The 25620-nt window shown below is 68.0% G+C and carries 26 protein-coding genes and 1 pseudogene; 15 read left to right on the top strand and 12 right to left on the bottom strand.

Going from position 1 to position 25620, the window contains the following annotated elements:
- Positions 1-20: 20 nt before the first annotated feature.
- From AL346_RS14340 to AL346_RS14320, 5 genes are all read right to left on the bottom strand, one after another.
- On the bottom strand, positions 21-392 hold the full coding sequence (locus AL346_RS14340; RefSeq protein ID WP_019400537.1) for an antibiotic biosynthesis monooxygenase: 372 nt from the start codon (positions 390-392) through the stop codon (positions 21-23).
- A complete protein-coding gene (locus AL346_RS14335) occupies positions 389-1312 on the bottom strand; it encodes an alpha/beta fold hydrolase (protein ID WP_019400538.1) in 924 nt (307 codons plus the stop codon). The genes AL346_RS14340 and AL346_RS14335 overlap by 4 nt, the downstream gene beginning before the upstream one ends.
- A gap of 123 nt (positions 1313-1435) precedes the next feature.
- Entirely contained in the window at positions 1436-1765 is a 330-nt protein-coding gene (locus AL346_RS14330) for a c-type cytochrome (RefSeq protein ID WP_019400539.1), read from the bottom strand.
- A gap of 55 nt (positions 1766-1820) precedes the next feature.
- Positions 1821-3065 (bottom strand): sorbosone dehydrogenase family protein, encoded by a 1245-nt coding sequence (locus AL346_RS14325; RefSeq protein ID WP_026014837.1) that lies wholly within the window; start codon positions 3063-3065, stop codon positions 1821-1823.
- Positions 3066-3162: 97 nt separating this feature from the next.
- Positions 3163-3540 (bottom strand): gamma-butyrobetaine hydroxylase-like domain-containing protein, encoded by a 378-nt coding sequence (locus AL346_RS14320; protein WP_019400541.1) that lies wholly within the window; start codon positions 3538-3540, stop codon positions 3163-3165.
- 143 nt (positions 3541-3683) lie between these two features.
- Here AL346_RS14320 and moaA point away from each other — a divergent pair, with 143 nt between their 5' ends.
- From moaA to AL346_RS14290, 6 genes are all read left to right on the top strand, one after another.
- Positions 3684-4724 carry a GTP 3',8-cyclase MoaA gene (gene moaA, locus AL346_RS14315; RefSeq protein ID WP_019400542.1) on the top strand — a complete coding sequence of 347 codons (1041 nt, stop codon included), beginning with the start codon at positions 3684-3686 and terminating at the stop codon, positions 4722-4724.
- Positions 4725-4798: 74 nt separating this feature from the next.
- Entirely contained in the window at positions 4799-5944 is a 1146-nt protein-coding gene (gene solA / locus AL346_RS14310; protein WP_019400543.1) for an N-methyl-L-tryptophan oxidase, read from the top strand.
- Between the two features lie 30 nt (positions 5945-5974).
- Complete coding sequence (locus AL346_RS14305) at positions 5975-6907, top strand: DMT family transporter (RefSeq protein WP_019400544.1); 933 nt, start codon at positions 5975-5977, stop codon at positions 6905-6907.
- On the top strand, positions 6904-8109 hold the full coding sequence (locus AL346_RS14300) for a multidrug effflux MFS transporter (RefSeq protein WP_019400545.1): 1206 nt from the start codon (positions 6904-6906) through the stop codon (positions 8107-8109). Before AL346_RS14305 ends, AL346_RS14300 begins: the two co-directional genes overlap by 4 nt.
- A 186-nt stretch (positions 8110-8295) precedes the next feature.
- Positions 8296-8898 (top strand): TRAP transporter small permease subunit, encoded by a 603-nt coding sequence (locus AL346_RS14295; protein ID WP_019400546.1) that lies wholly within the window; start codon positions 8296-8298, stop codon positions 8896-8898.
- Positions 8899-8927: 29 nt separating this feature from the next.
- Entirely contained in the window at positions 8928-10595 is a 1668-nt protein-coding gene (locus AL346_RS14290) for a TRAP transporter large permease subunit (RefSeq protein WP_019400547.1), read from the top strand.
- A gap of 70 nt (positions 10596-10665) precedes the next feature.
- On the opposite strand, the gene AL346_RS14285 is transcribed toward AL346_RS14290, so the two are convergent.
- The 4 genes from AL346_RS14285 to apbC form a co-directional block, all read right to left on the bottom strand.
- Positions 10666-11754, bottom strand: coding sequence for a TRAP transporter substrate-binding protein (locus AL346_RS14285; RefSeq protein ID WP_019400548.1), 1089 nt, complete (start codon positions 11752-11754; stop codon positions 10666-10668).
- Between the two features lie 185 nt (positions 11755-11939).
- Complete coding sequence (locus AL346_RS14280) at positions 11940-13028, bottom strand: TRAP transporter substrate-binding protein (protein ID WP_026014838.1); 1089 nt, start codon at positions 13026-13028, stop codon at positions 11940-11942.
- 256 nt (positions 13029-13284) lie between these two features.
- Positions 13285-14373: a TRAP transporter substrate-binding protein gene (locus AL346_RS14275; RefSeq protein WP_019400550.1), complete on the bottom strand. Its 1089-nt coding sequence runs from the start codon at positions 14371-14373 to the stop codon at positions 13285-13287.
- A 160-nt stretch (positions 14374-14533) separates the two neighbouring features.
- Positions 14534-15652 (bottom strand): iron-sulfur cluster carrier protein ApbC, encoded by a 1119-nt coding sequence (gene apbC, locus AL346_RS14270; protein WP_019400551.1) that lies wholly within the window; start codon positions 15650-15652, stop codon positions 14534-14536.
- 215 nt (positions 15653-15867) lie between these two features.
- Here apbC and AL346_RS14265 point away from each other — a divergent pair, with 215 nt between their 5' ends.
- The 7 genes and pseudogenes from AL346_RS14265 to AL346_RS14240 all read left to right on the top strand — a co-directional run bounded on the left by AL346_RS14265 (position 15868) and on the right by AL346_RS14240 (position 20675).
- On the top strand, positions 15868-16644 hold the full coding sequence (locus AL346_RS14265; protein ID WP_019400552.1) for an ABC transporter substrate-binding protein: 777 nt from the start codon (positions 15868-15870) through the stop codon (positions 16642-16644).
- A gap of 236 nt (positions 16645-16880) precedes the next feature.
- The gene (locus AL346_RS14260) at positions 16881-17600 is read left to right on the top strand and encodes an ABC transporter permease (RefSeq protein WP_019400553.1); all 720 of its coding nucleotides are present in this window, start codon (positions 16881-16883) and stop codon (positions 17598-17600) included.
- Entirely contained in the window at positions 17597-18307 is a 711-nt protein-coding gene (locus AL346_RS14255) for an ABC transporter permease (protein WP_019400554.1), read from the top strand. The genes AL346_RS14260 and AL346_RS14255 overlap by 4 nt, the downstream gene beginning before the upstream one ends.
- A gap of 34 nt (positions 18308-18341) precedes the next feature.
- Positions 18342-19229 (top strand): annotated as a pseudogene (locus AL346_RS14250) (NAD(P)-dependent oxidoreductase); the annotation flags it as partial.
- A 55-nt stretch (positions 19230-19284) separates the two neighbouring features.
- Positions 19285-19443 (top strand): DUF5993 family protein, encoded by a 159-nt coding sequence (locus tag AL346_RS25090; protein ID WP_019400556.1) that lies wholly within the window; start codon positions 19285-19287, stop codon positions 19441-19443.
- A 330-nt stretch (positions 19444-19773) separates the two neighbouring features.
- Positions 19774-20028: an Ig-like domain-containing protein gene (locus AL346_RS14245; protein WP_019400557.1), complete on the top strand. Its 255-nt coding sequence runs from the start codon at positions 19774-19776 to the stop codon at positions 20026-20028.
- A 98-nt stretch (positions 20029-20126) separates the two neighbouring features.
- Positions 20127-20675: a disulfide bond formation protein B gene (locus AL346_RS14240; RefSeq protein WP_019400558.1), complete on the top strand. Its 549-nt coding sequence runs from the start codon at positions 20127-20129 to the stop codon at positions 20673-20675.
- A gap of 3 nt (positions 20676-20678) precedes the next feature.
- On the opposite strand, the gene AL346_RS14235 is transcribed toward AL346_RS14240, so the two are convergent.
- Together AL346_RS14235 and AL346_RS14230 are read right to left on the bottom strand one after the other, a co-directional pair.
- Entirely contained in the window at positions 20679-21422 is a 744-nt protein-coding gene (locus AL346_RS14235) for an MBL fold metallo-hydrolase (RefSeq protein WP_019400559.1), read from the bottom strand.
- Between the two features lie 317 nt (positions 21423-21739).
- On the bottom strand, positions 21740-22273 hold the full coding sequence (locus AL346_RS14230) for a thermonuclease family protein (RefSeq protein WP_082312520.1): 534 nt from the start codon (positions 22271-22273) through the stop codon (positions 21740-21742).
- A gap of 391 nt (positions 22274-22664) precedes the next feature.
- On the opposite strand from AL346_RS14230, the gene AL346_RS14225 reads away from it, so the two are divergent.
- Complete coding sequence (locus AL346_RS14225; protein WP_040403493.1) at positions 22665-23603, top strand: LysR family transcriptional regulator; 939 nt, start codon at positions 22665-22667, stop codon at positions 23601-23603.
- Between the two features lie 16 nt (positions 23604-23619).
- On the opposite strand, the gene cobT is transcribed toward AL346_RS14225, so the two are convergent.
- Entirely contained in the window at positions 23620-24672 is a 1053-nt protein-coding gene (gene cobT / locus AL346_RS14220; protein WP_019400562.1) for a nicotinate-nucleotide--dimethylbenzimidazole phosphoribosyltransferase, read from the bottom strand.
- An 87-nt stretch (positions 24673-24759) separates the two neighbouring features.
- On the opposite strand from cobT, the gene AL346_RS14215 reads away from it, so the two are divergent.
- On the top strand, positions 24760-25620 hold the full coding sequence (locus AL346_RS14215) for an adenosylcobinamide-GDP ribazoletransferase (RefSeq protein ID WP_082312630.1): 861 nt from the start codon (positions 24760-24762) through the stop codon (positions 25618-25620).

The raw sequence follows: 25620 nt of genomic DNA, 5'->3' as shown, positions 1-25620 counted from the left end.
CGTCACGGGAAGCCGGCCGCTCAGCGGCCGGCTTTTTCGCTGGGCAGGGCCTGTTCGGCGCCGACATTGCCGTGCCGGGCACGCAGCTTCAGGATCTGCACGCGCTGCGGCAGCTCGATCAGATACTCGCGATCCCGCTCGAGATGGTGGATGCGGGTCGGGTCATCTCCCGTGAAGCGGGACATCGCCTCCACGCTCTCCCAATAGGAGATCGTCACGAACTCCGTCTCGTCCTCGCGGTCCTCGCGGAAGGTCTGGACGCCCATGGCCTTCTCGATCAGAGGCCTTATCCCGGCCTCGTAATTGTAGCGTTCGTATTCGTCCGCCACAGCGCGCCGCGTGCGGCCGCGCCAGATGCGGGCGATGGAAGGGTGCTTCGCTTCACCGCTCACGGCGTTCCTCCTTCGCTGTGAACCCGGCCCAGGAAATCGCGCATCAGGGCGACGATCTCGTCGAGATTCGTCTCCAAGGCCCAGTGGCCGCCGTCGAGCAGATGCAACTCGGCCTCCGGCAGGTCCCGCAGATAGGCGCGCGCCGCCCCTTCCGGCATGTAGCCGTCCTGCGGGCCCCAGACGATGAGCGTCGGCGGCCGATGCTCCCGCAGATAGGTCTGGTATTTCGGGAACCAGCCGAGATTCTCCTTGAGCCCCTCCATCAGCCCGACGCAGATCTCGCGCCGTTCGGGCGTCGCCAGCAGCGGCCAGTTGAGCTTCCAGAGGTCCGGCGGGATGCGCGCGGCAAGCTCGTCCCGGACGTCGTTGAGGAATTCGTCGCGAAAGCCCTCCTCGCTCACCGCCTCCACGAGCCTGCCGCGGCCTTCGGGGGTGGGACGGGCGAAATACGCCTTGAGATCCGCATATTTCGGTCCGAGCTCGTCCTCGTAGATGTCGCCGTTCTGGATGATCAGCGCCGCGACGTTCTCCGGCGCCCGGCTCGCCAGCCTGAGCCCGATCTGCGAACCATAGTCGTGCAGGTAGATCGCAAAGCGGCCGAGGCCGAGCGCCTGCGCGAACTTTGCGAGCAGATCGGCATAGCCGTCGAAGTCATAGGAAAAGTCCTCCGGCGTGTCGCTGTAGCCGAAGCCCGGAAAATCCGGCGCCACCAGATACCAGCGGTCGGCGAGCGCCGGCATGAGATTGCGAAACTGATAGGAGGAGCAGGGATAGCCGTGCGGCAGGAGCACCGCCGGCGTCCCCTTGCGGCCGGCTTCACGATAGAAGATGCCGATGCCGTCGATTTCGATATGACGGTGCCTGACGGCGCGGTCGACGCTCGTCGTCGGGTGCGCCAGCGATCGCGTGTCGTTCATCATCGAGTCTCCCGCGGATCCTTTCGCGCGGAACTCGCAACCAGCGATTATGCTCCACGAAAGATCATGCGCAGGGCTCCATGCGAACGGCTTTGTCGTCGGACCGCCGGCTCGCCCGGCGGCAGCTCATTCCGGCATCGTCGCCTCGATCCTGATCGCCGCGTACCATGCGGCGAGGTTTGCGATCTCCTCGTCCGTCAGATCTTTCGCGACGATCGACATCATTTCCTGCTGCCGCTTTCCGGAGCGGAAGGCCCTGAGCTGGGTCTCGAGGTAGATTTCGCTCTCGCCCGCAAGATGCGGCGCCTCGGCGATGGTGGCGATGCCGTTGAGGCCGTGGCAGGTCTGGCACTTCGCCACAGCCAGCCCCCGTCCGGCCTTTACGTCGGCAGCCTGGGCGAGCACCGGCACGGCCGCAAGCACAGCGGCAAGGATTGCGATTGAACGCATCGTCATGGCTCTTCCTGCAAGGGCGCTACGCCGGCGGGACGGCCACCGGCGCAGCGATCGTCTAATCGCCGTAGGAGATGCGGTAGAGCGCGCCGACAAGATCGTCGGACACGAGGATCGAACCGTCGCGCAGCTGGGCGACGTCGACCGGGCGGCCGAGATATTCGCCGCTTTCGGCCAGCCAGCCTTCGGCAAAAACCTCCGCCGTCCCGGCGCTGCCGTCGGGATTGACCGGGGCGAACATCACGCGGGCGCCGACGGGTTCCGTGCGGTTCCATGAGCCGTGCTGCGCCAGGAAGATGCCCCCGCGGTACTTCTCGGGAAACTGGCGGCCCGTGTAGAACGTCATGCCGAGATCAGCGGCGTGGGCGCTCGTCTCCACGACCGGCATGACCGTGTCGGGCGGCGGATCGGAATCCTTGTACTCGTTGGTGCGGACAGAGCCGCCGCCGTACCACGGGAAGCCGAAATGCTGCCCCGCGGCCGTCTGCCGGTTCAGTTCGCCGGGCGGAATGTCGTCTCCCATGCCGTCGACCTGATTGTCCGTGAACCACAGCTCGCCGTTGGCGGGGTTGAAGTCGATGCCGACGGAATTGCGGATGCCATAGGTGTAGACCTCCCGGCCGGTTCCGTCCTGGCCGAGACGAATGATGCCGCCTATTCCCTGCTCCCGGTAGAGATCGCTCTTTTCCGGCGGCGGCACGTTGAAGGGCTGGCCGAGCGCGATGTAGAGCTTGCCGTCGGGCCCGACGCGGCAGACGCGGGCGGTATGGTTGTAGCTCTCCTCTTCGGTCGGGATCAGCTCGCCCTGCTTGACGACGTTGAAGGCGGCGACATCGGGGCTTTCGTAGAAGAACTCGGCCGCCGGGAACGACAGCACCCGGTTGCGCTCGACGAGATAGAGAATGCCGTCGGGCGAGAAGCAGGGGCCGTTCGGGATGGTGAAGCCGATGGACGGCGCGAAATCCTTGACCTCGTCGGCGACGCGGTCCTTGTCGCGATCGGTCACCGCCCAGACCTTCGTCTTGCGGGTGCCGACGAAGGTGACGATCCCCTGTGGGCCGACGGCGATGTGACGCGCATCGGGCACGATGGCGTACAGGCTGATCTTGAATCCTTCCGGCAGCTTGATCTTCTGCAGGATCGCCTGGATGGCTTCGGCTTTCTTGCCGCCCTGGTCCACTGTCGTGAACGTGGCCACCCCCGTCGTCTGGAATTTCGACAGCTTTTCGAGATTATCCTGGGCGTAGGCCGAGAAACTTGCGCCGGCCAGGAGCGCAGCCAAGAGCACTGTCCTGTTCCGCATGATGTCCTCCCTCAGACAGCGCGGCCAGAATACCATCCTATGCGAGCGGCCCTGAGTCGGATTTCGCGACGGACATGGAAACGCCCCGGCCCCTCCCTCACCTCTTCCTTGCCGTGGGCTCCCGCGACAGCCCCTTGTCCTCGAGCTCCGCGAGATAGGCCTGCCACTTCGCCTCGACATCGGCGCCGAGCTCGTAGAGGTAGTCCCAGGTGTAGATTCCCGTGTCGTGCAGGTCGTCGAAGACGAGCTTGACGGCGTAGCGGCCGATGGGCTCGACGCCGATGATCTCGACGTTCTTCTTGCCCGATACCGTCTTGCGGTCGCCCGGCCCGTGGCCGCGCACCTCGGCGGAGGGGCTCGACACGCGCAGGTATTCGGCCGCGAGCGCGAACTGACGCCCGTCCTCGAAGGTGACGAGGAGCTGGCGGCGATCCTTCGCCAGGCGGACCTCGCTCGGCCAGTGGATGCTTTCCATGGATCGGGTGCTCCCACGCGCGGGACCGTGATCGGCTTTCATGCGAGATGCGCCGATCCGGGATTGATGCCTTGGCGATGACACTTAAATTGGTACGGTGAAAGACGCCAGAGCGGCAGCGCCGCTGGAGGGAGGGACCGGCATTGGCCGACACGACCGTTCTCGACCGGGGCGAAGCCCGGCCGACCTTGCCGCTCGTCGACCCGTTCGCGCGCGCCATCACCTATCTGCGCGTGTCGGTGACGGACCGGTGCGACCTGCGCTGCGTCTATTGCATGGCCGAGGACATGCACTTCCTGCCGAAGCGCGACCTGCTGACGCTGGAGGAGCTGGACCGGCTGTGCAGCGTGTTCATCCGCCGCGGCGTGCGCAAGCTGCGCATCACGGGCGGCGAGCCGCTGGTGCGGCGCGACATCATGCGCCTGTTCGGCTCCCTTTCGCGCCATCTCGACAGCGGCGCGCTGGAGGAGCTGACGCTGACCACCAACGGCACGCAGCTCGCCCGCCACGCGCGGGACCTCGCCGCCTGCGGCATCCGGCGCATCAACGTCTCGCTCGACACGCTCTCGCCCGCCACCTTCCGCACGCTGACGCGCTGGGGCGACCTCGACAAGGTGCTCGCCGGCATCGATGCGGCGCAGGAGGCGGGCCTCGCCGTCAAGATCAACGCCGTGGCGCTCAAGGGCGTCAACGAGGACGAGATCCCCGCGCTGATGGAATGGGCGCACGGGCGCGGCATGGACCTCACGCTCATCGAGGTGATGCCGCTCGGAGAGATCGAGCCGGCGCGGGTCGACCAGTTCCTGCCGCTCTCCCTCGTCAAGGCGCGGCTCACGGAGCGCTATACGCTCGACGAGCTCGACTACCGCACCGGCGGCCCCGCGCGCTACGTCCGCGTGCGGGAGACGGGCGGGCGCCTCGGCTTCATCACGCCGATGACCCATAACTTCTGCGAGAGCTGCAACCGTGTGCGCCTGACCTGCACGGGCACGCTCTACATGTGCCTCGGCCAGGAGGACGCGGCGGACCTGCGCACGCCGCTGCGCGCCTCGATGAGCGACGGGCCGGTGGAAGAGGCCATCGAGCGCGCCATCGCCCGCAAGCCGCGCGGCCACGACTTCGTCATCGACCGGCGCCGCCGCCAGCCCGCCGTCGGCCGGCACATGAGCGTCACCGGCGGTTGACGCACAGTCCCTTCTTCGCGATCTATCCCCGAGCTGCCGATCTGCGGCGGCCATCCTGATTTGCGGAGGCGCCCATGGGTGCGGGTGAGCGTTACGACGTCATCGTCGTCGGCATGGGCGGCATGGGCAGCGCCGCGGCATATCATCTCGCGCGGCGCGGCAAGCGCGTGCTCGGGCTCGAGCGCTTCGACATCGGCCATGGCATGGGCTCGTCGCACGGCGTCAACCGCATCATCCGCCTCGCCTATTTCGAGCACCCCGACTACGTGCCGCTGCTGCGCCACGCCTATCGCCTGTGGCGCGAGACGGAGCAGGCCTATGGCGAGCAGCTGCTCTTCATCACGGGCTCCATCGACGCGGGGCCGCGCGGCAGCCGCGTGGCGGCGGGCTCGCTCGCCTCGTGCATCGAGCACGGGCTCGACCACGAGGAACTGACGGCACGGGAGCTCGCCGAGCGCTTTCCCGGCTGGCAGCTGCCGGACGGCTATGCCGCCGTCTACCAGCCGGAGGGCGGCTTCGTCGCCAGCGAGCGGGCCATCCTCGCCCATGTCTGGCTGGCGCTCGGGCATGGCGCCGAGATCCGGGCGCGCGAGCCGGTGCTCGCCTGGTCGTCGACCGGCGACGGCGTCTCGGTGCGCACGCCGCAGGGCACCTATCATGCCGAGCGGCTCGTCATGTCCGCCGGCGCCTGGATGGGCGAGATGGTGCCGGCGCTCGCCGGCAAGGCCGTGCCGGAGCGGCAGGTGATCGGCTGGTTCTGGCCGAAGGACCCCGCCCTGTTCGCGCTCGACCGCTTCCCCGTCGGCAATCTCCTCACCGAGCACGGGCACTTCTACGTCTTCCCGCAATGGGGCATGCCCGGCTTCAAGATCGGCCTTTACCACCATCTCAACGAGACGGGGGCGGCGGACGACCTGCCGCGCGAGGCCAACGCGCGCGACGAGGAGGCGCTGCGCGCCGGCATCCGCCACTATTTCCCGGCCGCGGACGGGCCGGTGATGTCGCTGCGCGGCTGCCTCTTCACCAACACGCCGGACGAGCATTTCGTCATCGACACGCTGCCGGACAACCCGCGCGTCATCGTGGCCTCGCCCTGCTCCGGCCACGGCTTCAAATTCGCCAGCGCGATCGGAGATATACTCGCAGATCTGGCCAGCGGTGCGCGTCCTGCATTCGATCTCGGCCTGTTCAAGCTCGACCGGCTGGGCAAAGCGGCGTAATCATCGGCTGTTTCGCTCGAGGAGTTCATCTTGGCCACGGCTGCCGACAACCGGCGCGGCATCGTTGCGATGCTGGGCGCCATGGCGCTCTTCTGCTGCAACGACACGCTGGTGAAGCTCGCCACGAGCGCCTATCCGGCGAGCCAGATCCTCGCGGTGCGCGGCCTCTTCGCCGTCGTCGCGGCGACGGTGCTCGCCTTCGCCCTCGGCCAGGTCGGCAGCTGGCGCGGCCTCCGCAATCCCATGCTCCTCCTGCGCGCCTTCCTCGAGGCGGCGGTCGCCTTCACCTTCATCACCGCGCTCGCCCACATCCCGCTCGGCAACATCACCGCCATCCTGCAGGCGACGCCGATCCTGATGACCATGATCGCCGCCATGGTGGGCCTCGAGACCGTCGGCTGGCGGCGCTGGTGCGCCGTCTTCGTCGGCTTCTGCGGCGTGCTGCTCATCGTCAAGCCGGACATGGCCGGCTTCGACGCCTGGGCGCTCATCGCGCTCGGCGCCGCGGCCCTCGCCGCCATGCGCGATCTCGTCACCCGCCAGATCCGGGCGGAGGTGTCGACCGGCCTCGTCACCATCGCCAGCGCCGCCGCCGTGCCGCTCGTCGGCCTCGCCCTGGCACCGACGCAGGAGTGGCAGCCGATCGACGCCCGGGCCACGGGCTTCCTCGCCGGGGCGGCCGTGCTCGTCTCGCTCGGCAACTACTGCCTCATCGTCGCCTGCCGCGGCACGGACGTGTCGATCGTCTCGTCCTTCCGCTACAGCGTGGTCGTCTGGGCCATCCTGCTCGGGTTCCTCGTCTGGGGCGAGCTGCCCGACGCCCTCGCCATGGCCGGCACGGGGCTCATCGTCGCCGCCGGCGTCTATACGATCCACCGCGAGCGCGTGCGCATGCGCGAGGCCCGCGCCGGGGCAACGGCGCAGCAGCCGCAGGCCCGGCCTGTGGCGGCGGGGCAGCCGTGAACCGGCCCTTCGTCCCCCGGGCGGTCACGGCGCCGCCGCGGCCGAGCCTCGCCGTCCTCGTGGCGGTCTCGGCCCTGCAGCCGTTCGCGCTCAACGTGCTCGCGCCGGCGACGCCGGCACTCGCGCGCACCTTCGCCACCGACTACGCCACCATCCAGCTCACTCTCGGGCTCTATCTGCTCGCCGTCGCCGTCACGCAGGTGGTGATCGGCCCCATTTCCGACCGCTTCGGCCGCCGGCCCTGCATCATCGGCGGTGTCGCGCTGTTCACCATCGGCTCCTTCGCGGGGGCCTTTGCCGTCGACACGGTGACGCTGCTCGCCGCCCGCGTGGTGCAGGCGGCCGGTGGCGGCACCGCCTTCGCGCTGGCGCGCGCCGTCGTGCGCGACACGTCGGAAAGGGACGAGGCGGCGAGCCGCATCGGCTATCTCACCATGGTCATGGTGGTGGCGCCGATGGTGGCGCCCTTCGTCGGCGGCGTCATCGACCTGCACCTCGGCTGGCGCGCCATCTTCGGCGCGAAGGCGCTCTTCGGCGTCGCGGTGCTCGCCTATGCCCTCGCCGTGCTCGGCGAGACGGCGCCGAAGACGCATCTCACCAGCGTCGGCGACATGCTGCGCGCCTTCCCGCTCCTGCTCGGGGACCGGGGCTTCCTCGGCTATGCGCTCGCCCTCTCCTTCACGAGCGCGGCCTTCTTCGCCTTCATCGCCGGCGCGCCCTTCGTCGTGGTAGAGAGCATGGGGCGCTCGGCCGATGTCTACGGCGCCTTCTTCGCGCTGACGGCCCTCGGCTACATGGTCGGCAACTTCGTCTCCGGCCGCTACGCCCTGCGCATGGGCACCGACCTCATGGTGACGATCGGCACCGTGCTCTCGCTCGCCGCCATCGGCGCCGAGGTCGTGCTCATCGCCATGATGCCGTGGACGCCGGTGACGCTGTTCCTGCCCCTCGTCGTCAATGCCGTGGGCAACGGCCTCACCATGCCCGGCGCGACCGCCGGGGCGCTGTCCGCCCGGCCGGAAGCCGCCGGCACGGCCGCGGGCGTCGCCGGCGCGCTGCAGCTCGGGCTCGGGGCGCTCGTCTCCTTCATCACGGGGGCGGCGGTGGTGGCGGCGCCGACGGCGCTCATCGCCGTCATGGCGATCTGCATCGTCGCGAGCTTCGCCGCCCATCGCTACGGCCGCGCCGGGCGCAGCCGCTAGGATTTTAGACCATCGTCTAACAAGCCCGTCATCGGTGCAGGAAGGCGGATGCGCCCTTCTTGTATGCGACTGAACGATGCGCTACCACCCGTGCCGGGCGGTGGGCGTCAGACCCGGTCAATGGCCGCCCTCCAGGGGAAAAACCTCCAGACGAGAGGTAGCGGACGGTCCGGGAAGGGATGCTACGTGTCGATTCTACTTGCGATTTCGAGGGCCATTGACGCGGTCAATGCGCGCATCGGCCGCTGGGTTGCCTGGCTGATCGTGGTCGCGATCGCCGTTTCAGCCGTAAATGCCATCATCCGCAAGGCATTCGACATGTCGTCGAACGCCTGGCTGGAGCTGCAGTGGGTCCTGTTCGGCGCGGTGTTCCTGATGTGCGCGCCGTGGACCCTGATCGTCAACGAGCATATTCGCATCGACGTGGTGCACGCCCGCCTCTCGGCCCGCGTGCGGAACTGGATCGAGCTCTTCGGCACGGTCTTCTTCCTCATGCCGCTGTGCGTCGTGATGCTGCTCACGTCGATCCCCTTCGCCGAGCGCTCCTACGCCATCAACGAGCAGTCGCTCAATGCGGGCGGCCTGCCGCAATGGCCGGCCAAGATGCTGGTGCCGCTCGGCTTTGCCCTGCTGCTGGTGCAGGCGGTTTCGGAGCTCATCAAGCGTATCGCGGTGCTGCGCGGCGACATCGACGACCCCCACGCCGATGCTGAACTTCCGCCAGAGGTGGCCGAAGCGGAGCAGATGATCCACAACCTCGGGCCCGGTGCCGGCTCCAGCCGGCCCTGACAATCCGCGAACGCTTCAGGAGCCTCTCCATGGTGGAGTTCTTCATCCACAACATGGCGCCGATCATGTTCGCGGCGCTCGTCCTCTTCCTTCTGCTCGGCTATCCGGTGGCCTTCGCGCTGGCGGCCAACGGGCTCATCTTCGGCCTCATCGGCATCGAGCTCGGCCTGTTCGTGCCCGACTTCCTGCAGGCCCTGCCGGAGCGCGTCTACGGCACGATGAACAACGACGTGCTCCTGGCCATCCCCTTCTTCACCTTCATGGGGCTCATCCTGGAGCGATCGGGCATGGCGGAGGACCTGCTCGACACCATCGGGCAGTTGTTCGGCACGGTGCGGGGCGGCGTCGCCTATGCGGTGGTCTTCGTCGGCGCGCTGCTCGCGGCGACCACCGGCGTCGTCGCGGCCTCGGTCATCTCCATGGGCCTCATCTCGCTGCCGATCATGCTGCGCTACGGCTATGACCGGCGCCTCGCCACCGGCATCATCGCCGCCTCGGGCACGCTGGCGCAGATCATCCCGCCCTCGCTCGTGCTGATCGTCATGGCCGACCAGCTCGGCCGCTCGGTGGGCGACATGTATCAGGGCGCCTTCATCCCCGGCGTGGTGCTGACGCTGCTCTATGCGGGCTACGTCTTCGTGGCCAGCATGGCGAGCCCGAAGATGGCCCCCGGCCTGCCGCCGGAAGCGCAGACGCTCAACGATCCCGACGGCCGCGCGCGGCGCCTGTCGCTGCTCGTCGTGACGGTGATCGCCGGCACGGCCGCCTATCTCGTCATGCAGCGCAGCAACGTGCGCAACCTGGCGGACCTCGTCGTGCTCACCTTGACGCTCGCGGTGGCCATCGCCTTCGCGCTCGCGCTCATCAACAAGCTCCTGCGGCTCAAGCTGCTGTCGCGCATGGCGGAGGAGGTCATCTTCGTCATGGTGCCGCCGCTGGCGCTCGTCTTCCTCGTGCTCGGCACCATCTTCATCGGCGTCGCCACGCCGACCGAGGGCGGCGCCATGGGCGCGACGGGGGCCGTGCTGCTGGCGCTCTTCAAGCGCCGGCTCACCTTCGACCTCCTGCGCCAGGCGACGTTCTCGACGGCGAAACTGTCCGCCTTCGTGCTCTTCATCCTCCTCGGCGCGCGCGTCTTCGCGCTCACCTTCTACGGGGTCGATGGGCACAAGTGGGTGGAGGAACTGCTGGTCGCCCTGCCGGGCGGCGAGATCGGCTTCCTGCTCTTCGTCAACATCCTCGTCTTCGTGCTCGGCTGCTTCCTCGACTTCTTCGAGATCGCCTTCATCATCATTCCCCTCCTGGTGCCGGCGGTGGAGCGGCTGGGGATCGACCTCATCTGGTTCGGCGTCATCCTCGCCATCAACCTGCAGACGAGCTTCCTGACGCCGCCGTTCGGCTTCGCGCTGTTCTACCTGCGCTCCGTCGCGCCGCGGCAGGCCTACCGCGACCGGCTGACCGGCAAGACCACGGCGCCGATCCTGACGAGCCAGATCTACTGGGGCGCCCTGCCCTTCATCTTCATCCAGATCCTCATGGTGGCGCTCGTCATGCTGTTCCCGCAGATGGTGCTGCACTACAAGTCGGGCCACGTGGAGCTCGACGAGCAGCAGCTCGAGGAGCAGCTGCAGAACCTCGCGCCGGGGCTCGACCAGTTCGCCCCGCCGATGGACCTCGGCCCGCCGAAGTTCGACTGATCGACGAAGAAATGAAAAGGGCCCCGGCGATGCCGGGGCCCTTTCGCTGTTGGCTGTCGACGAGCCCGCGTCACCCGCGGTTGCGGTTGCGGATCATGAAGTTGTCGTAGGTGTACTCGCACACCTGCCACCACAGATATTCGTCGTTGCGGAAGCTCCTCATCGAATCGTAGGTGCGCTTGAACAGCTCGTTCTTGGCGGCGATCTCGTCGAAGATCTCGTTGGTGGCCTTGAGCGAGGCTTCCAGGATCTCCTGCGAGAAGGGGCGCAGCTGCGCGCCGGAGGCAACGAGGCGCTTCAGCGCCGCCGGGTTGCCGGCATCGTACTTCTCGATCATGTCGGCATTGGTGAAGGCCGCCGCCTGGCGCAGGATCGCCTGGTAGTTCTTCGGCAGCCCTTCCCACTTCGCCTTGTTGATGAAGAAGTGGATGGAGGCGCCGCCCTCCCAGAAGCCGGGATAATAGTAATAGGGCGCGACCTTCTGGAAGCCGAGCTTCTCGTCGTCGTAGGGGCCGGCCCACTCGGCCGCATCGAGAGAGCCCTTCTCCAGCGCCGGATAGATGTCGCCGCCGGCGATCTGCTGCGGCACCACGCCGAGCTTCGCGAGCACCTGGCCGCCGAGGCCGCCGATGCGCATCTTGAGGCCCTTGAGATCGTCGATCGTCTTGATCTCCTTGCGGAACCAGCCGCCCATCTGGGCCGTCGTGTTGCCGCCCGGAAGCCCGTAGGTGCCGAACTTGCCGTAGAGCTCGTTGAGCAGCGTCATGCCGTCGGAGTGGTTGAACCAGGCATTCTGCTGGCGCGTGTTGAGGCCGAAGGGCACGGCGGTGCCGAAGGCGAAGGTCGGATCCTTGCCGACGTAGAAATACGGCGCCGAATGGCACATCTCGACCGTGCCGTTCTCGACCGCGTCGAGCGCCTGCAGGCCGGGCACGATCTCGCCCGCCGCGAAGACCTGGATCTGGAACTTGCCGTCCGTGGCCTCCGAGACGGCCTTGGCCAGCACTTCGCCGCCGCCGTAGATCGTGTCGAGGGACTTCGGATAGCTCGACGTCAGGCGCCACTTGATCTCGGGGGCCGACTGGGCGACGGCGGGCGCGGCAATCGTGCCGGCTGCAAGGCCGACGCCGGCCGTCTGCAGGAACTGACGACGCTTCATCCTCTCAACTCCTTAAGGTCGTTTCTCCCTTGAGGGCGGATCATTGCCGCCCGCTCCCCGTTTGGTGCGCTATCTGTGCTGCCCGGCCGGCAAAAGAGCAAGGGTGAAACAATGCCTTTCGAGCGTTCCAAACAAAAGGCCCCGCCGGAGCGGGGCCTTCCGTGCCGGGCTTCCGGCGGTTCATCTCACCCGCGGGCGCGGGCGCGGATCATGAAGTTGTCGTAGGTGTACTCGGCCACCTGCCACCACAGATATTCCTCGTTCCGGAACGCCATCATGCTGTCGTAGATCTTCTTGAACTCGGCGTTCTTGGCCGAGGTCTCGCTGTAGAGCTCGGCGGAGGCCTCGAGGCAGGCGTCGAGCACCGGCTGCGGGAAGGGCCGCAGCTGGGCACCGCCGGCCACGAGGCGCTTGAGAGCGGCCGGGTTCTTGGCGTCGTATTTCGCCAGCATGTCGACATTGGCGATGCCGGCCGCGGCGTGGAACAGCGCCTTGTAGGCGGCCGGCAGCTCGTCCCACTTCGCCTTGTTGATCATGAAGTGGAGGGCGGCGCCGCCCTCCCACCAGCCGGGATAGTAGTAGTACTTCGCGACCTTCTGGAAGCCGAGCTTCTCGTCGTCGTAGGGGCCGACCCATTCCGCCGCGTCAATCGTGCCCTTCTCGAGCGCCGGGTAGATGTCACCGCCGGCGATCTGCTGCGGCACGGCGTCGAGCTTGGCGAGCACCTGGCCGGCGAAGCCGCCGATGCGCATCTTGAGGCCCTTGAGATCATCGGTCGTCTTGATCTCCTTGCGGAACCAGCCACCCATCTGACAGCCGGTATTGCCGCCAGGCAGCGCAAAGGCGTTGTACTTGGCGAAGAACGCGTTGAGCAGGTCCATGCCGCCGCCGTGATAGAACCAGGCATTCTGCTGGCGGGCATTGAGACCGAAGGGAACGGCCGTGGCGAAGGCGAAGGTCGGGTCCTTGCCGACGTAGTAATAGGGCGCGGTGTGGCACATCTCGACGGTGCCGTTCTGCACGGCGTCGAGCGCCTGCAGGCCGGGCACGATCTCGCCTGCCGAGAACACCTGGATCTGGAACTTGCCGTCGCTCGCCTCGGACACGGCCTTCGCAAAGACCTCGGCCGCGCCGAAGATCGTGTCGAGCGATTTCGGGAAGCTCGAGGTCAGGCGCCACTTGATCTCCGGCATCGACTGCGCGATCGCAGGCCGAGCGAGAGCGCCTGCCGCGAGCCCAGCGCTCGCGGCACCCAGAAATTGACGACGCTTCATACATTTCCTCCCAAGGTTGCACTGGTCCCGGGCGCCCCTCTGTTTTTTCGCGCGCCGCGACCACTCGCGACTGAGGCATATTCGCGGCCCGAGCACAACTGGGAAGAAAGTTGGGTGCAGCGAGGTTCCTTCGACGGCATGGCGCGGGGGCGGCACGCCGGGCAGGAGAGGAAAGGAAGCCGAACGCAAAAGCGCCCGGCGGACAGCCGCCGGGCGCTTCGCTGGCGAGGACGAGCCTCGTCGGAAAAGGCGAACCTCAGCCGCGCGCGCGGGCGCGGATCATGAAGTTGTCGTAGGTGTATTCCGCCACCTGGAACCACAGGTACTCGTCGTTGCGGAACGCGCGCATGTGGTCGTAGATCTTCTTGAAATCGGCGTTCTTGGCCGAGGTTTCCTCGTAAATCTCGTTGGCCGACTTGTAGCAGGCCTCCATGACCTCCTGCGGGAAGGGGCGCAGCTGGGCGCCGCTCGCCACGAGGCGCTTGACCGCGCCCGGGTTCTTGGCGTCGTAGCTCGCCTGCATGTCGGCATTGGCGCGCGCCGCCGCCGTCGTCACGACGGAGCGGTAGATCTCCGGCAGCTCGTTCCACTTCGCCTCGTTGAAGAAGAAGTTGAGCGCCGCGCAGCCTTCCCAGAAGCCGGGGTAGTAGTAGTACTGCGCGACCTTCTGGAAGCCGAGCTTCTCGTCGTCATAGGGGCCGACCCACTCGGCCGCGTCGATGGTGCCCTTCTCGAGCGCCGGGTAGATGTCGCCGCCGGCGATCTGCTGCGGCACGGTGCCGAGCTTGGCGAGCACCTGGCCGGCGATGCCGGCGATGCGCATCTTGAGGCCCTTGAGATCGTCGACCGACTTGATCTCCTTGCGGAACCAGCCGCCCATCTGGGTGCCGGTGTTGCCGCCCGGCAGCATGTAGAGGCCCGACTTCTTGTAGAACTCGTTCAGCACCTCGAGGCCGCCGCCGTGCAAGAACCAGGCGTTCATCATGCGGGCGTTGAGGCCGAAGGGCACGGCGGTGCCGAGCGCGTAGGTCGGGTCCTTGCCCACGTAGTAGTAGGACGCGGAATGGCACATCTCGACGGTGCTGTTCTGCACCGCGTCGAGCGCCTGCAGGCCGGGCACCAGTTCGCCGGCCGCAAAGACCTGGATCTGGAACTTGCCGTCCGTCGCCTCGGACACGGCCTTCGCGAACAGCTCGGCGGCGCCGAAGATGGTGTCGAGCGACTTCGGGAAGCTCGACGTCAGACGCCACTTCACTTCCGGCATGGACTGGGCAATGGCGGGCATGGCAACCGCGCCGGCGGCGAGGCCCGTGCCTGCCGCGGTCAAAAACTGGCGACGCTTCATATCCGTTCGTCTCCTCTGAGCTCTCCCGTTTGGCCTTGGCGGTTCGTTGCCGCACTCCCTCTGTGGCGTGCACATGAAGGCAGTCCGCGCAGCGATTCAAGACGGAATCTCGTGCTGGGCCCCTGGATTTTTCGCACGGCGCGAGCGGGTGTCGATCGCCTCACTCGATCACGATGCGCGGAGCGGCACGGCCGGCGGTCCCGCCGGCGAGCCCGGCCGCGATCTTGCGGGCGATGTCGAGATAGGCCCTGGCGTGGGGGCCGTCGGGCTCGCTGACGACAACGGGCAGGCCCGCGTCGGACTTTTCGCGGATCGTCATGTGCAGCGGCACCTCGCCGAGGAAGGGCACGCCGAGGCGCTCCGCCTCGTGGCGCGCGCCGCCGTGGCCGAAGATGTCGGAGGCGTTGCCGCAATGGGGGCAGATGAAGGTGCTCATGTTCTCGACGACGCCGAGGATGGGCACGTCGACCCGGCGGAACATGGCGACGCCCCGGCGCGCATCGATGAGCGCGAGATCCTGCGGCGTCGAGACGATGACGGCGCCGGCGAGCGGCACGGCCTGGGCCATGGTGAGCTGGGCATCGCCGGTGCCCGGCGGCATGTCGACGACGAGCACGTCGAGATCGCCCCAGGCCACCTCGCGCAGCATCTGCTGGATGGCGGACATCACCATCGGCCCGCGCCAGATCATGGCCGCCTCCTCCTCCACGAGGAAGCCGATGGACATGACCTTGAGGCCGTAGCCCTCGAGCGGCTTCAGCGTGCGGCCGGAGACGACCTGCGGCCGGCCCTTGAGGGCGAAGAGGCGCGGCATCGAGGGGCCGTAGATGTCGGCGTCGAGCACGCCGACGGAGAGGCCGGTGCGGGCGAGCGCCAGCGCGAGGTTGCAGGCGGTGGTCGACTTGCCGACGCCGCCCTTGCCGCTCGCCACGGCGATGATGTGGCGCACGCCGGCCACGGCCGCCTTGGCCTGCGCCGCCGCCGCGCGCGGCCCGGGCTGGCGCTGGGGCGGGGCGGAAGGCCCTGACCCCGCCGGCCGGTCGGACGTCAGGGTGACGATGGCCTGGTCGATGCCCGGCACGGAGGCCGCCGCCTCCTCGGCCGCCCGGCGCATCGCCTCGAGCTCCATGGAACGGGCAGGATCGATGGCGATGGAGAAATAGACCTTGCCATCCTGGACGACGACCTCGGACAGCGCCCCCGATTGCGGCAGGGGCGTCTTGCCGTCGGGCCCCGCCACGCTCGCCAGCCGCTCCAGAATCGTCTCCCGCGTCACCATCTCGTTCCTCCTTAGAACGGGCGCACATTGGGACGGGTGGCAGACCCGGTCAACACCGAGAGGGTCGCACCCTGAGGGCGGGCCGGCGCATCACCTTGCGGCAAATCATCCACATGCCTTGCCCGAAATGTGGCGATCGTGGAAACATCACGCCAGCGCCCGGCCGGCCGAAAGCCGCCAGGACAACAGAAGAATAGCCGATCCAGGGGTTCATCATGCGCTTGACCATTGCCGTTGCCGCCACGCTTCTCGCCCTGACGGGCGCGGCCTCCGCCAAGGAATGGAAGGAAATCCGCATCGCCACGGAAGGCGCCTATCCCCCGTTCAACTTCGTCGGTTCCAACGGTGAACTGCAGGGCTTCGACGTCGACATCGCCAAGGCGCTCTGCGACAAGGTGGGGGCCAAATGCACCGTCGTGGCGCAGGACTGGGACGGCCTCATCCCGGCCCTCATCGCCAACAAGTACGACGCCATCGCCGCCTCGATGTCGATCACCGAGGAACGGAAGCAGCAGGTGGATTTCACGGAGCGCTACGCCAGCGCGCCGGTGTCCTTCGTCGCGCCCAAGGACACGAAGCTGACCGGCGTCGCCCCGGCCGACCTCAAGGGCAAGATCGTCGGCGCCCAGTCCTCCACCACCCACGCGACGATGCTCGAGGACGTCTACGGGCCCGAGGGCGTCACGGTGAAGCTCTATCCCACGCTCGACGAGGCGAACGCCGACCTCAAGTCGGGCCGCGTCGACACCGTCTTCGCCGACAAGATCGTGCTGCTCGACTGGCTGAAGAAGGATGGAGCCGATTGCTGCAAGGTCCTCGGCGACGTCGACGACAAGCAGTACGCGCAGTATTTCGGCGAGGGCATCGGCCTTGCCGTCCGCAAGGGCGACCAGGACCTCAAGGAGCTCCTGAACAAGGCCATCGCCGATATCCGCGCCGACGGCACCTACGACACGATCGCGAAGAAGTACTTCGACTTCGAGATCTATTGAGCCGAATGCCTCATGCGGGGCGCAAGCGATCCTTCTCCTTGCCGGGAGAGGGATTGGGGGGCGGGGGCCAGCCTCATGATTCGAAGCCAGGCATGGCGCCCGCGGCTGCCGTCCCCTCCCTGCGGGCGGGAAGAGGGGGCGGGCGCTCTCGTCCCCACTGTTGCTGACGGCAGCTCCGACAGCCACCGCAGATGCAGGGCTCGCCGAGGTCCGCCTGCGGCACCGGCGGTGAATGGATGACCTATTATCTCGACCTTCTCTCCTTCGGGCCCGACGGCTGGGGGGACGAACTCGCGCAGGGCGCGCTCATCACCATCGCGCTTGCGGTGCTCACCCTGCCCTTCGGGCTCATGCTCGGCCTTTTCGTCGCCCTCGGCCAGCGCTCCGGCAGCCGCATCGCCCGCAATGTCGCGGTCGTCTTCACCACCGTCTTCCGCGGCCTGCCCGAACTGCTGACGCTTTTCATCGTCTATTACGGCGGCCAGCTCCTGCTGCAGAAGCTGGCATCCGCCGTCGGCTACACGGCGCAGATCCAGGTCAATTCCTTCCTCGCCGGCTTCGTCGCCCTCGGGCTGGTGCTTGCCGCCTTCTCCAGCGAGGTGTGGGTGGGGGCCCTCAACGCCATCCCGAACGGGCAGCGCGAGGCGGCACGCGCGCTCGGCCTCTCCGCCCGCCTCAGCTTTCGCCTCGTCGTCCTGCCGCAGCTCGTCCGCGTCGCGCTGCCCGGCCTCGGCAACAACTGGCTGGTGCTGCTGAAGGACACGTCGCTCGTCTCGACCATCGCCCTCGCCGACCTGATGCGCCAGACCAACATCGCCGTGGGCAGCACGAAGGAGCCGCTGTTCTTCTATTTCGTCGCGTGCCTCGTCTATCTCTTCTTCTCCATGCTGTCGGGCGGGGCGCTCGGCTGGCTCGAGGCGCGGACGAGCCGCGGCCAGGTGCGGAGGCCCGCATGAGCGACTTTCTCGGCGGCCTCATCAACCTCGATCTCATGGCGCGTTACGGCCCGCGCTTTCTCGACGGCGTCCTCGTCACGCTGCAGCTCGTGGGGATTTCCTTCATCCTCGGCGGCCTGCTCGCCGTGCCGGTGGCGCTCGCGCGCCTGTCGAAGAGCAGTGTGCTGCGCACCCTCGCCTATTCCTATGTGTACTTCTTCCGCGGCACGCCGCTGCTCGCCCAGGTCTTCCTCGTCTATTACGGCGCCGGGCAATTGCGCGACGCCTTCGAGGCGGTGGGGCTGTGGACGTTCTTCCGCGACGCGTGGTTCTGCGCGCTGCTGACCTTCACGCTCAATACCGCGGCCTACCAGGCGGAAATCCTGCGCGGCGGCATCCAGGCTGTCCCCGGCGGCCAGAACGAGGCCGCCTTCGCCCTCGGCCTGCCGCGCTGGCTCGCCTTCGTGAAGGTGGTGCTGCCGCAGGCGCTCGTCACCGCGCTGCGCCCGCTTGGCAACGAGCTGATCCTGATGATCAAGGCGAGCGCCATCGTCTCGCTCATCACCATCTACGACGTCATGGGCGTGACGCGGCTCGCCTTCTCGCGCAGCTTCGATTTCCAGGTCTATTTGTGGGCAGCGGCCCTTTACCTCATCCTCGTCGAGGGGGTACGTCGTCTGTGGGCGGTCGCCGAGCGGCGGCTGACGCGGCATCTGAAGCCGGCATGATCAACCGGCGCGGGCCCGGTGCGCGCCATCGGCCCGCCAATCATCGGGAGCGGAACACATGAAGGTTGCCTTTCTCGGGCTCGGCGTCATGGGCTATCCCATGGCGCGCCACCTCAAGGACAAGGGCCATGAGGTCACCGTCTACAACCGCACGGCCGCCAAGGCCGAGAAGTGGGTGGCCGAGAACGGCGGGCGCGCGGCCGCGACGCCGAGGGCCGCGGCCGAGGGCCAGGACATCGTCTTTTCCTGCGTCGGCAACGACGACGACCTGCGCGCCGTCACCATCGGCCCGGACGGCGCCTTCGCCGGCATGAAGCCCGGCGCCATCTTCGTCGACCACACCACCGCCTCGGCGGAAGTGGCGCGCGAGCTTTATGCGAAGGCGAAGGAGATGGGGCTCGGCTTCGTCGACGCACCGGTCTCCGGCGGGCAGGCCGGTGCCGAGAACGGCGTGCTGACCGTGATGTGCGGCGGCGATGCGGCCGACTACGCCAAGGCCGAGCCGGTCATCGCGAGCTTTGCCCGCGCCTGCCGGCTGCTCGGCCCCTCCGGTGCCGGCCAGCTCACCAAGATGGTCAACCAGATCTGCATCGCCGGCCTCGTGCAGGCGCTCTCGGAAGGCGTCCATTTCGCCAAGAAGGCGGGGCTCGACGTCGAGGCGGTGATCTCCGTCATCTCCAAGGGCGCCGCGCAGTCCTGGCAGATGGAGAACCGCTGGAAGACCATGAACGAGGACAAGTTCGACTTCGGCTTCGCCGTCGACTGGATGCGCAAGGACCTGGGCATCTGCCTGGCCGAGGCGCGTCACAACGGCGCCCACCTGCCCGTCACCGCGCTCGTCGACCAGTTCTATTCCGAGGTGCAGCGCCTCGGCGGCAACCGGTGGGACACCTCGTCCCTCATCGCACGCCTCGACCGCTGACCTTCTTTGCCGGGCGGGACGCCGCCCGGCGCCTGCCTTTTACGGGGGCGAGCCAATGGATGCGACCGTCGCCTTCTCGGCCTTTCTCGTCACCATGCTGGTCGCCTGGCTGTACGGACGCGGCGCGGCGATCGCGTGCTTCGCCGCCTCGCTCGCGCTGACGGCCGGGCTTTATTTCTACCATGCCACGGACAGGCTGCCCCTCGCCTTCTGAGTTTCCGTCCGGAAGATGGAGATCGTGTATCTGCGAATGAAATATCACGCCACCCGCCCCTAATTTCAGGTCCGAGCGCATTCGAGGATTGTAAATTCAGATCTCTGCTTGCTATAAATAGTGGACAATTTCATCTGAGGTGCGCGTTCTTCATGGGGTTTCAATGAGCCGTGGCTTTGCCAGCTCATGAAAGGGGGCATTATGCGCGTTCTCGTGACTTTGACCACGGGCTTCGTGGTCGGATGCCTGACATTGTCAGCAGCGCAGGCCGCATGCACTGGCAGCAACGGCCGGGGATGGGGCCGTGGCGCAGGCGCCGGCCAGTTCGAGATGACTGCGGCCGACAAGGCCTGCCGCATCGGCTTTACCAACGTCATCAATGAACGGGACAAGACGAGCGTTCCGGCCACGAACGTCGCCCTTACCAGGGCGCCGAGCGCCGGCAAGGTCAGCGTGACGAAGAGCGGCCTCGTCTATACGCCCAACAAGGGCTTCAAGGGCAACGACACCTTCTGCACGACGAATACGACGGCGAAGGCCCCAGGTGTCACCCTCTCCGGCTGCATCACCGTCACGGTGCGGTAGTCGTCGCATCAGGACAAGCGTCAGTACAGGACCGTGAAGCCCTTCGGGCCATTGCAGCGCCGAACGACCTTGAACCATGGACAGCATCTGAGGTCCTGATGCCGACCATCGCCCTCGCGCGCGGGCTGAACGCGCTGGCGCTCTACGCCATCGCCGGCGTCCTCGGCGCTGCCTTCTATTTTCAGCTGGCCGGCGGCGACCTGCCGTGTCCGCTATGCCTGTTGCAGCGCGTTGCCTTCACCGCGCTCGCCGTGGGGCCCACCCTCAACATCCGCTACGGGCCGCGACCGGCCCACTACGGCCTGTTGCTGCTCGCCGCCATGGTGGGGGCGGTGCTGTCGGCGCGGCAGATCCTGCTGCACATCGCGCCCGGCGATCCCGGTTACGGGCCGCCGCTAATGGGGCTGCATTTCTACACGTGGGCATTCATCGCCTTCTGCTGCACCATCGCCGCCATCGGCCTGGCGCTGCAATGGGAGGGGCAGTTCACACGCAAGGAACCCGCCCTTCAGGCCATTCCGCTGTTCGTGCAGGCGGCGGTATGGGCGGTCATCGGCCTCACGGCGCTCAACGTGCTCAGCACCTTCCTCGAATGCGGCCTTGCGGTCTGCCCCGAGAACCCGGTGGCCTACGAGCTGCTGCGATAGGCTTCAGACCTCCCGCGTCAGGCCGTCCTCGGCGAGAAGGAAGCCCGCCGCGGCGGCCTCATGCTGCGCGGCCAGCATGGCCTCGCTCATGTGGGTCAGCATGATGGCACGGGCCGTCAACCGGTCGCGGTTGGCGATGAGCGTCCTGAGATCGAGGTGGTTCGACGTGCGCCCGGCCGGGCGGTAGCACTCGACGACGAAGAGGTCAGCGTCGCGGGCGATGTCGACGAGCGCATCGGTCCAGGTCGTGTCGCCGGAATAGGCGAGCACGCGCCCGCCGGCCGTGACGCGCACGCCGGTCGACGGCGCGCCCGAGGCATGGACGACCTCATGGCTCTCCACCCTCGCCTCGCCGAAGGCCCAGGGCGTGCGCAGGGGCATGTCGATGACCTTGAGCGGGAAGCGCCAGTCGTTGCCGACGGCGCCGGGATAGAACACCTCGAGCGCCGCCTCCAGCCGCTCGCGCGTGCCCGGCGGGCCGGCGATGGTGAGCGGCGTCTTGCGGCTCGAGGCGAACTGCGCATCGAGGAGGAGAAACGGCAGGCCGCCGAAATGATCGCCGTGCAGATGCGTGAGAACGACCGTGTCGATGCTGTTCGGCGAGATGCCGCGCTGCTTCAGGGCGACCAGCGAGGTGGCGCCGAAATCGACCGCCATGGTGGTGCGGCCGGCCTCCACCAGGAGGCAGGTGTTGAACCGCCCGCCCGAACCGAAGGCATCGCCGCTGCCGATGAACGTCAGGCGCATGGCTCAGGCCTCCGGACCGGCTGAGCCCGGACGAATCGCCTCCCGCACAACGCCTTCGCGCATCATCGTTTCCTCCTGCGGCGGGGTCGCTTCGCCCGTTTCGGGCAAGTCGACCATCGCCGCCGGCGCCCGTCAATCGCGGCCGCCCGGCCGGCGGCCGGCTCCACAAAAAAGAAGGGCGCGGTGTTGAGCCGCGCCCGAGGAGGGGTCAGGGAGGGAGGTCCTTGATGTCGATAACTGTAGCCCTCCACCTTTGTTCCCGATGTGCGCCAGAACACATGGGCGGCGGTTTCGTGAAAGACGGGGTTAATCGATCCTTAACGCCGCGCGCGCCAGTCCGCCGGCCGCTCGAAACGGCCCTGCCATAGGCCGAGGCGCCCTTCGCGCGCCGCCGCCTCCTCGGCATGGTACCTGCCGCTCGCCACCGCCCAGCCGGTCGCGACGAGGCTGGCGTTGACGTCCTCCTCGCCGACGCTGCAGCGCCCGAGCAGGCGGCCGTAACGGTCCTTGCCGTCGAGGATGCAGGTGACATCGGCGCCGGCGACGAGGCGGACGAGGGCGCTGCGCGCGGCCCGGCCGCAGGGGTAAGGTCCGGACGGCTTGTCGCAGAGCTGGTCGATCTCGGGCGCGTCGATGCCCTCGAGGCGCAGCGGCCGCCCGTCTGCGAGCCGCAGCGTGTCGCCATCGACGACATCGACGGACCCGGCGACGCGCGTCTCCTCGCGCCACAGCAGCAGTCCGAGCGCGACCAGCAGCCCCGTAAGGATAGCCGACGCGCGCGCGAGGTCGCGCAGCCGCCGCTCCACATGGCGCTGCCCACCCCGCCCTGTCGCAAGCCTGCCCCTTCGCATGGCCGCTTTCTAGCGGAGCTGTCTGATGAGGACCTTAACGGCAGGGGCCACCACGCCGAAAAGGATTGATCGCGGCGAAACCGGGCGGAAACCACGCGGGGGCGGCTGCATCGCCTGCAGCACGATCAGCAATCGCGACGAGACCGGCGCGAAATCCACCCCGCGGAGGCTTTCAAAGCTGCCACCGTCGGTCAATGCGAGCACACGCAAATAAAGGAAGATAGTTTTTGGCCTCAAATAATAATTCACGCGCTACCTGAAAGAAATATATCCGTAAAATTTTACTAAATGCCGATTTTATGCCATCTAAGGAAACATATAATGGATCGTCGAATAATATACGCCATAAGGAAAATTGTTACTTTGCTATGTTGATTGAAGTGAGGGTTTCATGGACAGACTTATGATGATGGCGGTATTTGCCCGCGTCGCCTCCAATGGCAGCTTTGCAGAAGCTGCACGGCATTTTCGCATTTCACCGGCGGCGGCCACCAAACACGTGCAGATGCTGGAGGAGTGGCTGGGGGCGCGGCTGCTCAACCGCACCACGCGGCGCGTCAACCTGACCGAGGCCGGGGCAGAGTTCTATGCGCGCTGCGTGCCGATCCTCGAGGAGGTCAACGACCTGCGTCACGGCGTCAGCTCGATCCAGGATCAGGCCAAGGGCACCTTGCGCATCAACGCGCCGATGACCTTCGGCGTCACCTATCTGATGCCGGTGATCGACAGCTTCCTCAGGGACCATCCGGAGGTGCAGGTCGACCTCACGCTCAACGAGATGATCGTCGACATCATCGAGGAGGGCGTCGACCTCGCCATCCGCATCGGGCGCCTCAAGGATTCCTCGCTCATCGCGCGCCGGCTCGCGCCATGCCGCTTCGCCCTGTGCGCCGCCCCCGCCTATCTTGCGGCGAACGAGGCGCCCGGGCGGCCGGCCGACCTCGCGCAGCACGCCTGCCTCGACTACGCCTACCGGCAGAGCCAGTCGAACTGGACCTTCCAGGGGCCCGAGGGGGAAGAGAGCGTGCGCGTGCAGCCGCGCATCATCGTCAACAACAGCCTGATGCTGCGGGAGGCGGCGCTGCGCGGCCTCGGCGTCATCCTGTCGCCGACCTTCGTCGTCGGGCCGGAGATCGCGAGCGGCACGCTCGTGCCGCTGATGCCCGACTACACGCCGACGGAAGCCGGCATCTACGCCGTCTATCCGCAGGCGCGCTACCTGCCATTGAAGGTGCGGCTCTTCGTCGACCGGCTCGTCAGCCATTTCGCCGGCGAGCCGGCATGGGACCGGTGGCAGGTGGAGCCGCCGCAGCAGCGCAATGTCGCCTGAGGCCGCCGCCTCTGCCTCACTGCAGGCGCTCGGGCCGCTCGCCGTCGTCGGCGGTGTCGACCCCCGCCTGGGCGAAGGTCGCCATGTCGTTGTGGCAGGCGACCGCGGCCTTGACGATGCCGGCGGCGAGCGCCGCGCCGGTCGCCTCCCCGAGCCGCATGTCGAGGTCGAGCACCGGGGCGAGGCCGAGCCGGTCGAGCACCTCGCCGTGCGCGCCCTCGGCGGAGCGGTGGCCGGCGAGGCAATGGGCGATGGAGCGTGGATCGATGGCGTGCAGGATGGCGGCCGCGGCCGTGACGACATAGCCGTCGAGGATGACGGGAATGCGCTCGAGCCGCGCGGCGAGGATGGCACCGGCGACGGCGGCAACCTCGCGCCCGCCAAGCCGGCGCAGCACCTCGAGCGGATCGCCGAGGTGGCCGGCATGGGTGGCGAGCGCCTGCTCCACGACGGCCGCCTTGCGGGCGAGGCCGGCGTCGTCGAGGCCGGTGCCGCGGCCGACCCAGCGCGCCGCCGGCCCCCCATAGAGCGCGGCGTAGATGGCGGCGGCGATGGTGGTGTTGCCGATGCCCATCTCGCCGAGGCACAGGAGGTCGGTGCCGCCGGCGATCGCCTCCATGCCGAAGGCCAGGGTGGCGACGCAGGCCTTCTCGTCGAAAGCCGCCTCGGTGGCGATGTCGCCGGTCGGCAGGTCGAGCGCGAGGTCGAAGACCTTGAAGCCGAGGTCGTAGGCGGCGCAGATCTGGTTGATGGCGGCGCCGCCCGCGGCGAAGTTCTCCAGCATCTGGCGGGTGACGCTCTGCGGATAGGGCGAGACGCCATGGCGCACCACGCCGTGGTTGCCGGCGAAGACGCAAACGAGCGGGCGCGCGACGCTCGGCCGCCCCTTGCCCTGCCAGCCGGCCACCCAGGCGGCGATCTCCTCCAGGCGGCCGAGGGAGCCCGGCGGCTTCGTCAGTTCCGCGTCGCGGCGGCGCACGGCGGCGATGGCCGCCTCGTCCACGTCCGGCAGCATGGCGAAAAGCCGCCGCACGTCGTCGAACGGTAGGCCGGTTGCCGTCGCATCCATCGCAATTCTCCACTATGTCGTTATGGCCGGCCCATGGTCGCGGCTGTCGGGCCCGGTGCTAATAGCATGCCGCGCGCCGAGGTGAAGATGACGCAGGACAACGAGATGCCGCAGGCCAAGGCCGGCCCCGGGCCGGGCCCGGCGCTCGCCTTCCTCGCCGATGCGGCGGCGTGCCTGCGCTTCTACTCGCGCCTGCCGGTGCCCGCCCTGCCCTTCGAGGCGGCGCCGCATGCCATGCCGGATTTCTCCCGCGCCGTCAGGGCGCTGCCGCTCGCCGGCGCCGCCATCGGCCTCGTCGGCGCGCTCGCCTTCCTCCTCGCGACGGGCCTCGGCTTCGGGACGTATCTCGCCGCCTGCGCCGCCGTCGCCGCGCTCCTCGTCGCGACGGGCGTCTTCCACGAGGACGGCCTGGCCGACACCGCCGACGGGCTGTGGGGCGGTGCGACGCCCGAGCGGCGCCTGACCATCATGCGCGACAGCCGCGTCGGCTCCTACGGCGCGGCGGCGCTCACGCTCGATCTCATGATCCGCGTCGGGCTGATCGCCGCGCTCGCCGGGCGCATGCCGGCGCTTGCCACAGCCCTGGCGCTCGTCGCGGCCGCGGCGGCCTCGCGCACGGTGGGGCTCCTGCCCTTCCTGCTGCTTAAGCCGGCCCGCAGCGACGGCGCCGCGCACGCGGCGGGCCAGCCGACGCAGGCCGCCTTCGCCACGGCGGCCGCGGGCTCGGCCGTCATTGCCTTCCTCCTGCTGCTGCCGGCCGGCTTCGGCTTCCTCGCGATCGTGCTCGCCCTTGCCCTCGCGGCGAGCGCGGGAGCGGGCCTCTCCCGCATTGCCCGGGCGAAGATCGGCGGGCATACGGGAGACATCGCCGGGGCGGCCCAGCAGGCGGGCGAGATCGCCTTCCTCGCCGGGCTCCTCGCCCTTGCGCCGCTCGCCGGCGCCTCGTGA

The sequence above is a fragment of the Chelatococcus sp. CO-6 genome, from assembly GCF_001271345.1.
GTDB lineage: Bacteria > Pseudomonadota > Alphaproteobacteria > Rhizobiales > Beijerinckiaceae > Chelatococcus_A > Chelatococcus_A caeni.
This window is presented reverse-complemented; position numbering and strand designations above follow the sequence as displayed.

What these genes read in the sequence shown, in the direction of transcription:
- apbC (WP_019400551.1), bottom strand. Translation starts at nt 15,652, where the DNA reads ATGGTGACGCGGGAGACGATTCTGGAGCGGCTGGCGAGCGTGGCGGGG.
- AL346_RS14230 (WP_082312520.1), bottom strand. Translation starts at nt 22,273, where the DNA reads ATGCGAAGGGGCAGGCTTGCGACAGGGCGGGGTGGGCAGCGCCATGTG.
- AL346_RS14290 (WP_019400547.1), top strand. Translation starts at nt 8,928, where the DNA reads ATGGTGGAGTTCTTCATCCACAACATGGCGCCGATCATGTTCGCGGCG.
- AL346_RS25090 (WP_019400556.1), top strand. Translation starts at nt 19,285, where the DNA reads ATGGATGCGACCGTCGCCTTCTCGGCCTTTCTCGTCACCATGCTGGTC.
- cobT (WP_019400562.1), bottom strand. Translation starts at nt 24,672, where the DNA reads ATGGATGCGACGGCAACCGGCCTACCGTTCGACGACGTGCGGCGGCTT.
- AL346_RS14225 (WP_040403493.1), top strand. Translation starts at nt 22,665, where the DNA reads ATGGACAGACTTATGATGATGGCGGTATTTGCCCGCGTCGCCTCCAAT.
- AL346_RS14335 (WP_019400538.1), bottom strand. Translation starts at nt 1,312, where the DNA reads ATGATGAACGACACGCGATCGCTGGCGCACCCGACGACGAGCGTCGAC.
- AL346_RS14265 (WP_019400552.1), top strand. Translation starts at nt 15,868, where the DNA reads ATGCGCTTGACCATTGCCGTTGCCGCCACGCTTCTCGCCCTGACGGGC.
- AL346_RS14320 (WP_019400541.1), bottom strand. Translation starts at nt 3,540, where the DNA reads ATGGAAAGCATCCACTGGCCGAGCGAGGTCCGCCTGGCGAAGGATCGC.
- AL346_RS14235 (WP_019400559.1), bottom strand. Translation starts at nt 21,422, where the DNA reads ATGCGCCTGACGTTCATCGGCAGCGGCGATGCCTTCGGTTCGGGCGGG.
- AL346_RS14275 (WP_019400550.1), bottom strand. Translation starts at nt 14,373, where the DNA reads ATGAAGCGTCGCCAGTTTTTGACCGCGGCAGGCACGGGCCTCGCCGCC.
- AL346_RS14285 (WP_019400548.1), bottom strand. Translation starts at nt 11,754, where the DNA reads ATGAAGCGTCGTCAGTTCCTGCAGACGGCCGGCGTCGGCCTTGCAGCC.
- AL346_RS14255 (WP_019400554.1), top strand. Translation starts at nt 17,597, where the DNA reads ATGAGCGACTTTCTCGGCGGCCTCATCAACCTCGATCTCATGGCGCGT.
- AL346_RS14240 (WP_019400558.1), top strand. Translation starts at nt 20,127, where the DNA reads ATGCCGACCATCGCCCTCGCGCGCGGGCTGAACGCGCTGGCGCTCTAC.
- AL346_RS14245 (WP_019400557.1), top strand. Translation starts at nt 19,774, where the DNA reads ATGACTGCGGCCGACAAGGCCTGCCGCATCGGCTTTACCAACGTCATC.
- AL346_RS14280 (WP_026014838.1), bottom strand. Translation starts at nt 13,028, where the DNA reads ATGAAGCGTCGTCAATTTCTGGGTGCCGCGAGCGCTGGGCTCGCGGCA.
- solA (WP_019400543.1), top strand. Translation starts at nt 4,799, where the DNA reads ATGGGTGCGGGTGAGCGTTACGACGTCATCGTCGTCGGCATGGGCGGC.
- AL346_RS14325 (WP_026014837.1), bottom strand. Translation starts at nt 3,065, where the DNA reads ATGCGGAACAGGACAGTGCTCTTGGCTGCGCTCCTGGCCGGCGCAAGT.
- AL346_RS14215 (WP_082312630.1), top strand. Translation starts at nt 24,760, where the DNA reads ATGACGCAGGACAACGAGATGCCGCAGGCCAAGGCCGGCCCCGGGCCG.
- AL346_RS14330 (WP_019400539.1), bottom strand. Translation starts at nt 1,765, where the DNA reads ATGACGATGCGTTCAATCGCAATCCTTGCCGCTGTGCTTGCGGCCGTG.
- AL346_RS14260 (WP_019400553.1), top strand. Translation starts at nt 16,881, where the DNA reads ATGACCTATTATCTCGACCTTCTCTCCTTCGGGCCCGACGGCTGGGGG.